The 14,635-nt window shown below is 51.9% G+C and carries 11 protein-coding genes; 9 read left to right on the top strand and 2 right to left on the bottom strand.

Translation table 11 applies throughout. From position 1 onward, the window contains the following. Window positions 1–94: 94 nt before the first annotated feature. The 3 genes from AC0VXT_RS06965 (at window position 95) to AC0VXT_RS06955 (ending at window position 2,423) form a co-directional block, all read left to right on the top strand. The gene (locus AC0VXT_RS06965; RefSeq protein WP_475548057.1) at window positions 95–352 is read left to right on the top strand and encodes a DUF1127 domain-containing protein; all 258 of its coding nucleotides are present in this window, start codon (window positions 95–97) and stop codon (window positions 350–352) included. Between the two features lie 188 nt (window positions 353–540). Continuing rightward, window positions 541–1,419, top strand: a complete 879-nt coding sequence (gene ppk2 / locus AC0VXT_RS06960) for a polyphosphate kinase 2 (RefSeq protein WP_475548056.1) — start codon at window positions 541–543, stop codon at window positions 1,417–1,419. Between the two features lie 134 nt (window positions 1,420–1,553). After that, complete coding sequence (locus tag AC0VXT_RS06955) at window positions 1,554–2,423, top strand: NAD(P)-dependent oxidoreductase (RefSeq protein WP_475548055.1); 870 nt, start codon at window positions 1,554–1,556, stop codon at window positions 2,421–2,423. Between the two features lie 137 nt (window positions 2,424–2,560). On the opposite strand, the gene AC0VXT_RS06950 is transcribed toward AC0VXT_RS06955, so the two are convergent. Beyond that, window positions 2,561–3,988, bottom strand: a complete 1,428-nt coding sequence (locus AC0VXT_RS06950) for an IS1182 family transposase (protein ID WP_475548054.1) — start codon at window positions 3,986–3,988, stop codon at window positions 2,561–2,563. A gap of 104 nt (window positions 3,989–4,092) precedes the next feature. Beyond that, the gene (locus tag AC0VXT_RS06945) at window positions 4,093–5,493 is read right to left on the bottom strand and encodes a S41 family peptidase (RefSeq protein WP_475548053.1); all 1,401 of its coding nucleotides are present in this window, start codon (window positions 5,491–5,493) and stop codon (window positions 4,093–4,095) included. Between the two features lie 432 nt (window positions 5,494–5,925). On the opposite strand from AC0VXT_RS06945, the gene AC0VXT_RS06940 reads away from it, so the two are divergent. From AC0VXT_RS06940 to pdxA, 6 genes are all read left to right on the top strand, one after another. After that, entirely contained in the window at window positions 5,926–7,707 is a 1,782-nt protein-coding gene (locus tag AC0VXT_RS06940) for an acyl-CoA dehydrogenase (RefSeq protein ID WP_475548052.1), read from the top strand. Between the two features lie 242 nt (window positions 7,708–7,949). Beyond that, on the top strand, window positions 7,950–9,023 hold the full coding sequence (gene lptF / locus AC0VXT_RS06935) for an LPS export ABC transporter permease LptF (protein WP_475548051.1): 1,074 nt from the start codon (window positions 7,950–7,952) through the stop codon (window positions 9,021–9,023). Beyond that, window positions 9,020–10,123 (top strand): LPS export ABC transporter permease LptG, encoded by a 1,104-nt coding sequence (lptG, locus tag AC0VXT_RS06930; protein WP_475548050.1) that lies wholly within the window; start codon window positions 9,020–9,022, stop codon window positions 10,121–10,123. The genes lptF and lptG overlap by 4 nt, the downstream gene beginning before the upstream one ends. A 64-nt stretch (window positions 10,124–10,187) precedes the next feature. After that, the gene (locus AC0VXT_RS06925; RefSeq protein WP_475548049.1) at window positions 10,188–12,305 is read left to right on the top strand and encodes an LPS-assembly protein LptD; all 2,118 of its coding nucleotides are present in this window, start codon (window positions 10,188–10,190) and stop codon (window positions 12,303–12,305) included. A 6-nt stretch (window positions 12,306–12,311) separates the two neighbouring features. Then, complete coding sequence (locus AC0VXT_RS06920) at window positions 12,312–13,592, top strand: peptidylprolyl isomerase (RefSeq protein WP_475548048.1); 1,281 nt, start codon at window positions 12,312–12,314, stop codon at window positions 13,590–13,592. A gap of 23 nt (window positions 13,593–13,615) precedes the next feature. Further along, entirely contained in the window at window positions 13,616–14,632 is a 1,017-nt protein-coding gene (pdxA, locus tag AC0VXT_RS06915; protein WP_475548047.1) for a 4-hydroxythreonine-4-phosphate dehydrogenase PdxA, read from the top strand. Window positions 14,633–14,635 lie beyond the last annotated feature (3 nt).

Here is a 14,635-nt window from a genome sequence, read left to right as displayed (position 1 = left end):
TGCAGAATTACTCGTTTGTCACGGCGATATTTTAAAGGGAATATGTTGACAACACGAAACAACGCATTAGCGAAATTACATCAAGGAGGTCGCAATGTCTTATACCCCACATCCGACCCAATGCCTGTCAGCATCCTGTGAAGTGTCGTCATCCACGCAGTGTCGCGACACACCACATCAGACAAACTGGATGAAACAGATCAACAGTTTTGCCAATTTCTTCGCACTTGTGCTGCAACGTCGCGCACAACGCCGTGCTCTTATGCGCCTGAGCGATGCGGCCCTGGCAGATATCGGCCTTACCCGCGCACAAGCAGAAGAAGAATACCGCAACTCTTTCCCCCTGCTGTAGGGTGCCGACAAAAGGCGTTCACCCCACCATCCATCGCATTGCCCCTGTAGCGTCCCGGCAAGAGTTTTGATGCCCCTTGCGCCACCCGCATTCATCGCGCACTCTTGTTACTGGAATTTATCCTTAAGCTGCAGGGGCATGACGCGATGGCATCGGATGACAAATCCCAAAAAACAGACGAGACAAAATTGGACGACGGTGCTCCCGGCAAAGATGCTGGAAGCACCCTCCCATCAAGCATTGCGGCCCAGCTTTCTGTACAGCCGGAAACGGCCGACCTTCCCCCTGACGTCAGTCTTGACCCGCAAGAACGCGCATCAAGAATGCCATCGAAACAGTATTTGCAACTGATCACACCGCTGCACATTCAACTGTTGCGGCTTCAAAACTGGATCAAAGAGCAAAACGTCAAATCATTGATCATTTTTGAAGGTCGTGATGCCGCGGGTAAAGGCGGTACAATCAAGCGTTTTACCGAACATCTCAACCCGCGTGGTGCGCGGATTGTCGCATTGGCCAAGCCCAACGATAGCGAAGCCACCCAATGGTATTTCCAGCGGTATATCGAACATCTGCCAAGTGGCGGCGAAATCGTTCTTTTTGACCGATCTTGGTATAACCGCGCGATGGTCGAACGGGTAATGGGGTTCTGTGACATGTTCGAAGTTACAGAGTTTCTGCGCTCTGCCCCGGACCTTGAACGCATGCTGATCCGGGCAAACATTCACATGACCAAATTTTACTTCTCGGTCAGTAAGAAAGAACAGGCCAAGCGGTTTAAGCAACGCAAAAACGACCCGCTAAAACAATGGAAGCTCAGCCCGGTTGATCTGGCGTCTCAGGATCTTTGGGATGCGTACGCAGAAGCCAAACGCGACATGTTCTATCATACGTCAACAACAGATAGCCCGTGGGTGATTGTGAAATCCGACGACAAGAAACGCGCGCGGATTAACGCCATCAGATATTACCTGTCGGGTTTTGAGTATCCGGGGAAGCGCCCCGAACTTTTGACCTATGATCGCCGGATCATTCACAACGTCGCCGAAGAACTCGACGAAGGGTGATTTCAGCCCAAAACGATGTATTCGGGCAAAATCCTTCCAGATCGTGAAAACATTGTCCCGGTAACATTTGCGCTCATTGACATTACAAGCCTTGCCACCTTTACTTGCACCATCAAATATTTGGGAGGCAAACAATGGCTAAATGTGCATTTATCGGTTTAGGTGTCATGGGATATCCCATGGCCGGTCACCTGCAGAAAGCGGGCCACGACGTTACCGTCTATAACCGTACTGCGGCAAAAACAGAAAAATGGGTTTCCGAATATGGTGGCGCATCGGCTGCCACCCCGGCAGAAGCAGCCAAAGGGGCCGAGTTCGTCTTTTCCTGTGTCGGCAATGATGATGACCTGCGCAGTGTCACCACGGGCAGTGATGGCATTCTATCAACCATGGAAAGTGGTTCGATCCTCATCGATAACACCACCGCATCCGCAGATGTCGCCCGCGAGCTTTATGCTGCGGCCAAGGAAAAAGGCGTTTCACTGATCGATGCGCCGGTATCAGGTGGTCAGGCGGGTGCCGAGAACGGTGTTTTAACCGTTATGTGTGGGGGCGATCAGGCTGCATTTGACCGCGCAGCCCCGGTCATTGATGCCTTCGCCAAATCATGTAAATTGATGGGCGAAAGCGGTTCGGGTCAATTGACCAAAATGGTCAACCAGATTTGCATCGCCGGGCTTGTACAAGGACTTTCCGAAGGGATCAATTTCGGCGTCAAAGCCGGTCTTGATATGGAAAAAGTTCTTGATGTTATTTCCAAGGGTGCGGCAGGCAGTTGGCAAATGGAAAATCGCGGCAGCACCATGGTTGAGAACAAGTTTGATTTCGGCTTTGCGGTTGACTGGATGCGCAAGGACCTTGGTATTTGCCTTGAAGAATCCAAACGCAATGGCGCCCGCCTACCGGTAACGTCCCTGGTCGATCAGTTCTATGCCCAGGTGCAGGAACGTGGCGGTCAGCGTTGGGATACGTCAAGCTTGATTGACCTGCTTTCACGCGGCTAACCGATCCAATCCGATACCAAACGAAAAACGTGGCCAAGGGCCGCGTCAGACTGTTGACGAACCCCGCCTTTTTGAGGCGGGGTTTTATTTTAGGGGCGAGAGATGTTTTTTTTGGTGGCCGCAGGATAGCGCCGGATTTATGCGGGTGATGCCCGCCAGAAGCGGGGTCTGAAGGCGATATGCGCGACAGCCAACAAAACAACGTCACAAAAAGCCCCGTTGCGCGTCAGTATCAGGGCGATCTTCTTGATGTTCTGGGCGGTTGCGGCCAGCAGGCACTGCTCGCGTACCTTGCGCAGGCCGCGCAGGCGTGCGTAACGGTGGCCATGCAGTTGCTTGGCATCTGCAAAACTGCGCTCTACCGTTTCCTTGCGACGCTCATATATCCGCTTGCCCCACGGGCTGAGCCGGTTGGCGTTGATCTTCTCAAGGCTCTCCTGCCAGATATGGCGTGTGACGACCTTGGTGTAATTGCGGCTTTGCGTGCAGGCATCACGCAACGGACAGGTTTTGCAGACCTTCGGGCTGCTCTTGTATTCCCGATATCCGGATCTGTTGGTGGTGCTGTATTTGAGGATTTCTCCTTGCGGGCATTGATAGCCATCGGTCCCGGGCAGATATTCAAAGTCTCGTTTGCGCAGATAGCCCTTGCGATGGGTCGGACGGCGATAGCCGATCACACCCTCAATCTCCCTGTCTTCCAGTCCTCTGGCGATCCCTGCTGTGGCATATCCCGCATCCAGGCCGACTGCCCGTACATCGAAGCCGAACCGGGCGCGCTGCCTGTCCAGGCGCGTCAGATAGGGAATACTGTCATGGACATTGCCCGGCGTGACATGGATATCGGTGATCAGGGCATGGGCGCTGTCCACAGTTCGGTGATCGAGATAGAAAAAGCCTTTGGGCTTGCCATCGCGCACCATATAGCCGCTGTCGGGATCGGTGCGGCTCACCTTTGTCTCTTTGGTAACAGGCTGACGGTCCTTCTCCTTAAGCGGTTTCTTGCCGTGACCGGCTCGGTCCCGGGCAATATCAGCATCAAGGGCGGCAAGGTAGTCGGCACGTGACTTCTCGACCAGCTGACGGTCGAAACGGTTCTTGTTGGCATTGGCCTTGAGATGGGTACTGTCACTATAGAGCACTGTGCCATCGACAAGACCCGCCCGGATCCCCTGTTCGACAATCTCGTCGAAAATATCTTGGCAGATGTCACTGTCATTGAACCGACGGCGACGGTTCTGACTGATCGTGCTGGCATCGGGCACCTTGTCGGTCAGGCGAAGGTGCAGAAACCAGCGATAGGCTACATTGACTTCGATCTCGCGCATCAACTGGCGTTCCGAGCGAATGCCGAACAGATAGCCGACAAACAGCATCTTGAACAACATCACAGGATCAAGTGCCGGACGCCCGTTATCGGCGCAATACAAATGCGCAACTCGGTCATGAATGAAACTGAAATCAATCACCGCGTCGATCTTGCGCAGCAGATGATCCGATGGCACCAGAGATGACAAGGTCACCATCTCAAGTTCTTCCTGATGGGATGTCTTCTTCTTAAGCATCCCTCATTGAATCAAAAGTCCCCGCCAATGGCGAGGACTTTGTCAGCAATCTGACGCGGCCAAGGGCCGCGTTTTTCTTTATCCACAGAACCGTTTGCGTAAACCTACAGCCCGGCACGCAAAAGCGGCTCAACCTGATCACGGTAATTGGCAAGCGGCCCATTACTGAAATAGCCAACGGCACATTCAAGAACCGAGTCCCTGAATGCTTCGGCTGGCGTTTCATCGTCTTCATTTTCCGCATCGAGGTTTTCACGGCCAGCCTGTGCACCAAAACGATCAATTTTGATATCGCGTTCACAGGTTTGTGCTTCTATCGAAGCCAATGATTGACGTGGATCGCGACGACGGGATGGCAAGGCATGGGCAAGATCAATCTCGCGTTCAAATTCCTCGACATCTTTGCGGTGCACTTCAATATCCGGAATAACGCCATGTCCCTGAACAATGTGGTTTTCCGGCGTGGTATAATATCCAGTGGTGATTTTAAGACCACCGCCAGATGTCAGTGGCATAATACGTTGCATCGAGCCCTTGCCAAATGAACGCTCCCCAATGATTACGCCCCGACCGTTTTCACGTAACGCAGCCGCCATCAATTCAGCCCCCGATGCCGACCCACGGTCGAGCAAGATCACCATCGGCACACCATCAAAGAAGTCTGAACGATCTGCTTCGTAGCGGCGCAATTTACGTTCGCCCCGACCTTCTGTCGCAACAATCAAACCGTCGCTCAAGAACTGATCGGCAATGTCGGCAGCACTATCAAGCAACCCACCCGGATTGCGGCGTAGGTCCACAATGATCCCACGCGGTGACGCGATTTTATCTTCGAGCTGCGAAAGATAATCCTGCGTTTGTTCAAGCGTTGTCGCATCGAACCGTGAAACCCGAATGTACCCGATATCATTATCGATTGTTCCGGCGGTCACCGATGGCACCTCAATCCGGGCCCGTTTTACCGTGACATCGAAACTGTCCTTGGTGCGCAAAATCGTTAAGGTCACAGGATCCCCGATCCGTCCACGCATGCGACGCACGGCCTCAGATATCGGTTCGCCATTCATTTCATAACCGTCAATATGGGTAATACGGTCATCAGGTTGCAACCCGGCACGTGCAGCCGGCGTGTCATCAATCGGTGAGACGACCCGAATACGTTTGTCGTCATCAAGCGAGATCACAATGCCAACACCGGCAAAGCTGCCTTCTGTACTTTCCTGCAAACGGCGGAACATGTCATCGGTCATATAGGCGCTATGCGGATCGAGTTCATGCAAGCTGTCATCAAGGACAGCACCGACGATGCCTGTCGGCGACGTATCATCGACTTCCAGCCCATCAAGTGCGGCAATGCTATTTTGGACAAAGACCGGCGTATCAATGTTCTCGACATAGGTTTCAGAAAGAACCTGCAGCGCTTCGGTATAGAGCTTGTCGGCGCGGGCAAACTGATCTTCCGTCGCATTGACCGTCACGTGATCGCGATATGCGTCAAGAAACACGCGTCCTTCATCGCTGGGCCATGCAGGCCCTGCACAGGCGACCAACCTTGTCCCGGCGAACGAAATCAGCACCGCAAACAAAATCGGTAATATTCCTTTGCGCAGCAACAGCCCACTCCTGTCTTTTATCATCTGGTTTACGGATCGAAATCCGATTTCATAATTCTCAAGTCTATCCTGCCTTTTTCTGATTGGCGAGCCCTCGACTTGCTTTATCGTCTGATTAATATCGGATGCTTTTGCTCTCTTTGCCAGTGGCAACCGTTTACACACCATTGCGACCAATGTCTGAGACGCATTTTAATGCTTCTTTGCGAAACAGAACTCGCTCTTGTGACTTTGCCCCGTTATGCTGCTTTCTAACAAACAAAGTTGGCGAAAAGCTGACTGTTCCGAGCGGGCGGCTCACATCTCAGGGAGACGTCTTTTTTCATGACTGACTTTACGCCACCAATTCAGGATTTTCGTTTTCTAATCCACGACGTGATCGGGCTTGATACGGTTGCAAGCCTGCCCGCTTTCGCGGAGGTCAGCCCGGATCTTGTCGATGCCATCCTTGAAGAAGCATCCAAACTTGCGTCATCGGTCCTCGCACCACTAAACCGTATCGGCGATCAGGAAGGTGCGAAACTTCTTGATGACGGCACTGTTCGTACGCCAACCGGATGGAAAGAAGCCTATGCACAGTTTTGTGAAGGTGGCTGGCAAGGTATTTCCGCGCCAGAGACCGAAGGCGGCATGGGCCTGCCAATTCTGCTCGGCGCCGCCGTTGCGGAAATGTGGCATGCTTCAAATATGGCCTTTGCGCTTTGTCCGATGTTGACCGCAGGCGCGATCGAAGCCCTCACAATCCATGGCTCAGATCAGCAACGTGCACTTTATCTATCCCGGTTGGTTAGTGGCGAATGGACAGGTACGATGAACTTGACGGAACCGCAAGCCGGGTCCGACCTTTCAAAAGTACGCAGCCTTGCCGTCCCCCAAAAGGACGGCACCTACACCATCACGGGCCAAAAAATCTTTATCACCTACGGCGATCACGAGATGACGGAAAACATCGTCCATCTTGTTTTAGCCAGAACACCTGACGCGCCTGATGGTGTCAAAGGCATATCGCTGTTTATCGTTCCAAAGTTCCTTGTCTCGGAAACCGGTGAAATTGGAAATCGCAACGATGTTTCATGCGTCTCGCTTGAACATAAACTCGGTATCCATGCCAGCCCGACAGCCGTGTTATCATTTGGCGACCAAGGTGGGGCAATCGGATATCTTGTTGGCGAAGAAGGCAAAGGCCTTGCCTGCATGTTCACCATGATGAACAACGCACGCTTGGCCGTTGGCCAGCAAGGTGTGGCAATTTCAGAACGTGCCTATCAGCAGGCGGTTGATTACAGCCAACAACGCAAGCAGGGCAAATCCCTAACAATCGACGATGCCCCAATCATCATGCATGGCGATGTGCAGCGCATGTTGATGCGTATGCGATCCTCCACCGAAGCGGCACGCGCGCTTTCTCTGTATGCGGCGGCTCAACTTGACCTTGCCCATCACCAACCTGATGAAAACCAACGCGCGGCGGCACAAGCCCGCGCAGACCTTCTGATCCCGCTGGTCAAGGCATGGTCAACCGATCTTGGTGTCGAGAATGCGTCTCTTGGGGTGCAAGTGCATGGTGGCATGGGCTTTATCGAAGAAACCGGTGCAGCCCAACATTTACGGGATGCGCGCATCGCCCCGATTTATGAAGGCACCAACGGCATTCAGGCAATTGATTTTATTGGAAGAAAGGTTTTGCGTGATCGTGCTAGCGCATTAAACATCCTGATTACTGAGGCAAGAGATACCGTCAAAACAGCGAATTCGGGCGATCAAAACGGCACAGTACAAACTGCTGCGCAGCAAGTGCAAAACGCACTTGAACAACTTTCAGAAAGCACCGACATTGTTCTTGATCGCTGCAGCAACGATGCGGCCATGGCGCAGGCTTTGGCATCGCCGTATTTGCGTCAGGCTGCCCTTTGTGTTTCTGGCTGGTTAATGTTGCGCGCGTTGATGACTGCCAGCAGTTCCCCTGAAGCAACTGATTTCCTGTCAGGCAAGGTCAAATCCTGTCAGTTCTTCTTTTCCCAACTCTTGCCGGAAGCGGCTTTCATGGCAGCTCAAATCGCTAATTGCAGCGAAAGCGAACTCCACGAACCCCAGCCACTATTTTGACAAACTCATTTCCCAGAGTCAGCTGCGCCATCGCTATTGCAAGGTGACGGTGGCACGTTGGTTTCTACCCTGCCTGTTCATCCCTCTGAACAAACTGTCCGCGTCAATTGCCCACATTCGGAAATTCCGCACGATTTGAAGGCATTTGAGAACAATTTCCTGTTTCGGTTTCTGATTGCTTGTCTATAATCCGCCCGATGAATCGCTTAACCCGATATATGCTAAAACAGCAGCTAATTTTGATGGTCTTTGTGACACTGGGGCTTCTCTGTGTCATTTGGCTGTCGCAAAGCCTGCGTTTTGTGGAAATGATTGTGAACCGGGGCCTATCCGTCTCGGTGTTTTTGCAACTGACGTCATTGCTGCTACCAAGTTTTCTGGCCATCATTCTGCCGATCTCGTTGTTTTTTGTTGTGGTGTTTACCTACAACAAACTTATTCAGGATCGTGAGCTGATTGTGATGCGCTCTGCGGGCCTAAGCCAATGGGCGCTTGTAAAGCCGACCTTGATGCTTGCCGTTATGACTGCTGGTTTTGGCTACTTCCTGACACTGTTTTATTTGCCCTACAGCTATCAACAATTCAAGGAACTGCAATTCTCGATCCGCAATGATTTTTCATCTGTCCTGCTTCAGGAAGGCAGCTTCACCGACCTTGATGGATTAACTGTCTATGTCCGTGAAGTGGGCCGTGATAACGAGCTTCTTGGCATTCTTGTCCATGACTCCCGTGATCCCGAAAAACAAACGACAATGATGGCAAAGCATGGTGCACTTGTTCGCACCGATGAAGGCCCCCGGATTGTCCTACTTGATGGTAACCGGCAGGAGGTAAACCCGGACGACGGAACCATGTCGATCCTGTATTTCGACCGCTATGCCGTAGATATTGCCCATAGTACAGAAGACCCGGCGTTGCGCTATCGCGAAGCGCGCGAACGCAATGTCTTCAATCTTCTGACAGGTGTACCGCCAAACATTTCATCAAACGATATTGGCGCATTCCGTGCCGAAGGTCATGACCGTTTGATTTCGCCGCTTTATGCTATCGGGTTTGCCAGTATTGCGTTGGCTGTTCTCGTTTCGAGTAGTTTTTCGCGACGCGGGCAAAGCGGGCGCCTACTCGGCGCCATCGGGGTTATGGTTCTTAGTCAGGCTGTGGCCATTGCCATGAAAAACTTGGCAGCAAAGAACCCGGCACTTATTCCACTGATGTATGCCAACGCTCTGCTGCCAATTATTTTAGGGCTTTACTGGACATTCCGCGGACCACAAATTCGCGCCAGCCGCGCGGCCAGCGAAGAGGCCAAGGCATGAGAATATCTCCAACGCTGACGTGGTATTTTGGCAAACATGTCCTGCTTTCGATTTTGGCTATCCTCGCCCTTCTTATCGGTTTAATCATGATTGGCGACAGCATCGAATTGCTGCGCCGTGCGGGTGGAAAGCCGGATGCAACAGTCAGTATCGTCTTCCAAATGGCAGCAAGTCGCATTCCGTTCATGACGGAAAAGGTTTTGCCGTTTGCGGTTTTATTTGGCTCAATGTTCTCGTTCTGGAAACTTACGGGCAATCAGGAACTTGTCGTCACCCGTGCAGCAGGTGTTTCTGCGTGGCAGTTCCTGCTACCGCCCTTTATGTGCGCACTGGTCCTTGGCACGCTGCAGGTTGCGGCACTTAACCCGCTGTCATCGATATTGCTGCAGCGCTACGAGATGCTTGAGGCACGTTACCTTCAGAACAATGTCAACGTAATGAACTTGTCATCAAGCGGGCTTTGGTTGCGCCAAGGCACTCAGGATGGCCAAGCTGTGATCTATGCTCGCGAAGTGCGCAGTCAGGACGGTGACAAAATTGATCTGCGTAATGTGACTGTTTTCCGGTTTGAAAATTCTGATGACTTTACAACGCGCCTTGACGCGAAACGTGCGATGCTGGAGCCGGGTACTTGGCATTTTTATGATGTCTGGACGTTTAATCCGGGACAGGCCAGTACGTTTAACAGTGAATTGATGCTGCCGACGAACCTTACCGCACGCAAAATTCAAGATAGTTTCGCATCACCTGAAACCATGTCGTTCTGGGATTTAAAACCATTCATCAACTTGCTGGAACGTGCAGGTTTCAATGCCACCCGCCACCGAATTCATTTCCACAGCCTGCTCTCACGTCCCTTACTTTTATGTGCTATGGTCCTGATTGCAGCGGCCTTTTGCCTTAAATTTTCTCGACGGCGGCGTGTGTCTCTTGTTATCGGTGGGGGGGTTGCCACCGGCTTTATTCTTTATTTCTGTACGGATGTCATTTCGGCACTGGGTGTATCAGGCGGCATTCCACCAATTTTATCGGCATGGGCACCTGCTGGTATTTCTTTGTTGCTAGGGGTTTCAACATTGCTACATCTTGAGGATGGCTAGTTAAATGGCCATGACAGGGGGAATGATCAAAAAACTCGCCGCCAATACCATATTGGGATGCGGAATGTTTTTTGTTGGGTTCAGCATCAGCACAGCCAAGGCGCAGGCAACATCTTCCCAAGCAGGCGAAGAAGAACCGGCACTTTTGTTTAGTGCCGATGAAGTAGATTATAACCGCGAGCTTCAAACTGTAACCGCACGCGGCAACGTTGAAATATCGCGCGAAGGCCGTATTCTTCTTGCTGACACCGTCAGCTATGATCAATCTCAAGACGTTATGACCGCCTCAGGAAACGTCAGCATCACAGAGCCAAACGGCGAAGTGACGTTTGCAAGTTATGTTGAACTGAGTGGCGATTTTAAAAACGGCATTGTCAAAGACATTTACATTCTACTGGATGAAAATACACGCATTGCGGGCACCGGCGCACGGCGTAGTGGCGGAAACTTTACTGAGATAGCCAAAGCCGTCTATTCACCGTGCAAGGTATGCGAAGACGACAGTGAAAGCCCTCCTCTTTGGCGCATTCGCGCCGCGCGCGTGATCCACGACGCCGAAGCAAAGACAGTTGAATACAAAGACGCCAGATTAGAAGTTGGCGGCATTCCGATCCTATACACACCGTATTTGCAGCATCCGGACCCGACAGTAAAACGCCAATCAGGCCTCCTTGCGCCATCCTTTGGCAGCACAAGCTATGTTGGCTCTTTCTTTGCGCAGCCCTATTACGTGGCTATCGACAAAAGCAAAGACGCAACTTTAACGCCGATCTATACCACCGATGAAGGCCCTGTTCTGGCGACAGAATATCGTCAACGGTTTGACAGTGGTGAGATGGAATTTGATGGCAGTGTGACCCGCGATAGCGATGACCGTTTTCAAGGCCATATCGACGCCGAGGGCCGGTTTGACATTGATGAGACTTGGCGCTGGGGCTTTGATGCAGAGCAGGCATCTAACAAAACATATCAGTCACGTTACGGATTTGATTCGCCGTCTGTCTTAACCTCCAACCTGTTCACGGAGGGATTCCGGGGTGCCAGTTATAGTCGTATCGACGGATATTATTTCCAGGGGCTGAAGGAAGATGATGACCGCGACACAACCCCTATCATCTTGCCCCATATGCAGTTCCACGGCCAGACTGAGCCCGCGAAGTATGGCAGCTACACAACATTGGACCTTGATGGGCTTTCACTGACCCGCGAAGATGGTGCGGATTCGCACCGTGTCTCTGCCAAAGCCGGATGGGCTCTTCCGTATATCGGATCAATGGGCGACGTCACCAAACTTAGCTTATCCGTGCGTAGCGACAACTATATTGTCTCAGACGTCGAACGAGATGGCAAAAGTGACTATAGCGGATATACTGGGCGGCTACTGCCCTTGGCTGCGATTGACTGGAGTATGCCTTTCGTCAGTGATCAGGGCGAATACCACCATATCATCAAGCCAATGGCCATGGCCGCATGGTCGCCCAATGGCGGCAACCCCGACGAAATTTCAAACGAAGATTCCCAATCGTTTGAATTTGACGATATTAACCTGATGGCGCATGACCGTTTCGGTGGACTTGACCGGGCGGAAGATGGTTTCCGTGCAAGTTACGGCTTGGAATGGGGCGTATATGGTCAGTCTGGTGGTTACACCAGTGCTATGTTTGGCCAAAGCTATCGCGCAAATGACAACGATACCTTTGCCCCAGGGTCTGGCCTTGACGAACATCTGTCTGACTACGTGGGCCGCGTAACCGTTTCACCGAGCCAATACCTTGACCTTACCTATCGCTATCGTCTCGATAACGATGATTTTTCTGCCAGACGTAATCAGGTATCGGCCACTGTTGGCTCGATGGATACACTGCGTCTCAACACGACCTACGTACATTTCACCGACGATGCCGGCAGTGAAGAGTTCAACGAGCGCCAAGAACTCTATTTCAAAGCCGAACGCCAGTTTAGCGAATTCTGGTCGGGCATGGCCTATAGCCGTTATGACATTGATCAGGATGACCCACTTGAGTACGGTGTCGGCTTTGTGTACGAGGATGAATGCTTCATCTTTGATGGTCGGGTTCGTCGTACCTTCTATCAGGATCAGGACTTGGGTGAGTCCGACGAATTTTTGTTCCGCCTCGTATTCAAGACCCTGGGTGAATTTGCATCTGCAGCCGGATTGTAAGATAGAATGATTTCAAAATTTTCGACCGTCGCATTCAAGAACGTCCTCTTCATTCTAAGCACAGTCATACTGGTGTCTGCCGGTGGTATCGCACGCGCCCAGTCACCAGTTGGCGTTGCTGCCGTCGTTAATGACGAGCCAATTTCGATCATCGATCTTGTCGAACGCATTAAGTTGATTGCCGTTTCGTCAAACATCGAAATGACCCCGCAAAAAAGCAATGAGATGGCGCCGCAAATTCTGCAACAGCTAATCAATGAAAAGCTGCAAATGCAGGAAGCAGAACGTCGCGGCATTGAAGTGACGCAAAGCGATATCGACCTTGCAAAATCAACGATCGAGCAAAATGCCGGATTGGCAAGCGGGATGCTTGATAAATTCCTTGAACAACGTCGGGTCGCAGCAGGCACCATCGAAGATCAAATCAAACCGCAGGTCGCATGGCAAAAACTGCTGGGCATGATGCGCCGAGACGTACAGATTTCTGATGCTGAAATTGATGAAAACCTTGCCCGCATCGAAAGCAACCAGGGAAAGCCGCGCAACCGGGTACAGGAGATTTTCCTTCCTGTTGATAATCAGCAAGACAGCAGCAAGGTCTATCAAACGGCACAGGAAGTCCTCAAAGCGCTGGATCAAGGGGCGGATTTCGGTGGTCTTGCCCGACAGATTTCCGCCAGCACGAGTGCACCAGCAGGTGGTGACTTGGGTTGGCTGTATGCCGGTGAAGTAGCAAGCGAACTGCAACAGGCCATCAATCAGCTTGAACCCGGTGACGTAAGCGCGCCGATCCAAACCATACGCGGCTACTACATCATCAAGCTTCTGGATCGCCGTCGCGGCGATGCGGCGGCCATTACCGATACCCGACTTGATCTTTACCAGTTGTTTGTTCCGGTTGCCGCCGACACACCACAAGACCAATTAAATGCAAAGCTCGCAGTCATGGATAATGCCAAGAAAACTGCTGACAGCTGTCAAGCCTTGGCAAATGTTGCTGTTGATCTTGGTTCTGATCTCAGTGGCGAGATGAAAGGCATTTCACCAAATGACCTTTCCGGTCCGGTAAGCCGTGCTGTTGGTGGCCTAGACAAAGGCCAAATTTCGGATGTGATCCGTGTCAACGGTGGTGCGCTTCTGGTAATGGTTTGCGACAAGATCGAAAAAAGCAACCTTCCGGATCGCAAAAGTGTCGAAAACAGGCTGATGATGGAACGGCTTGATATCTTGGCCCGGCGGAAGCTTCGCGAGCTGCGCCGTGAAGCCTTTATCGATATTCGGATATAATCTGGTCTCTGGGATATATTTCAATGAGCAAGATCGCGCCGATTGCCTTAACCATCGGCGAGCCCGGTGGCATAGGCCCGGAGCTTGCACTAAAGGCATGGCAACGCCGAGCCGATGATGCGTTGTCACCGTTTTGCGTGTTGAGCCCGATCAGAATCTTAAAACAGGCGATAGATCAAACAGCAATTGATATCCCGCTTGTTCGTCTTTCCGACATTTCAGAAACGGCCACTGCGTTTACAAGTGCGCTACCTGTTCTTGATGTCGAAGATACAAACGCGTCAATCATTCCCGGCACAGCGTCGCCCGCGACGGCAAATATCGTGATTGACAGCATCACGCGCGCGGTAGAGTTAACAAGATCAGGTGCGGCAAGTGCCGTTGTGACAAACCCGATCCAGAAAAGTGCCCTTTATACGGCCGGGTTCAAACATCCCGGTCACACAGAATTTCTTGCGGAACTGGCCGGACCGGACATTGTGCCGGTGATGATGCTGGCAAATGCAAAGCTTCGCGTGGTTCCCCTGACAATCCACATTGCACTTGCAGAAGTACCCAAGCAATTGACGCCCGCTTTGATTGGTACCCTTTGTCACATAACGGCAAAGGCGCTACAACGCGATTTCGGGATTATGCACCCACGCCTTGCGATTTCGGGACTAAACCCGCACGCTGGTGAAGACGGTACCATGGGCATTGAAGAACAAACCATCATGATACCCGCTATAAAAAAACTACGGGACGAAGGCCTTGATGTCATTGGTCCGCTGCCAGCGGATACCATGTTCCATGAGGAAGCCCGTGCGCAATACGACGTGGCACTTTGTCCGTATCATGATCAGGCGCTTATTCCGGTCAAGACTCTTGATTTCCATGGTGGTGTAAATGTCACCTTGGGATTGCCATTTATCAGAACATCGCCCGATCATGGCACCGCCCTTAACATCGCGGGCAAGGGCATTGCACGTCCTGATAGCTTGATCGCGGCCCTTAAAATGGCGTCTGACATGGCGCACAAACGTATTTCAACGGGAGCCTGACCG

It is taken from the genome of Thalassospira sp. Z349TD_5, assembly GCF_056173045.1.
This window is presented reverse-complemented; position numbering and strand designations above follow the sequence as displayed.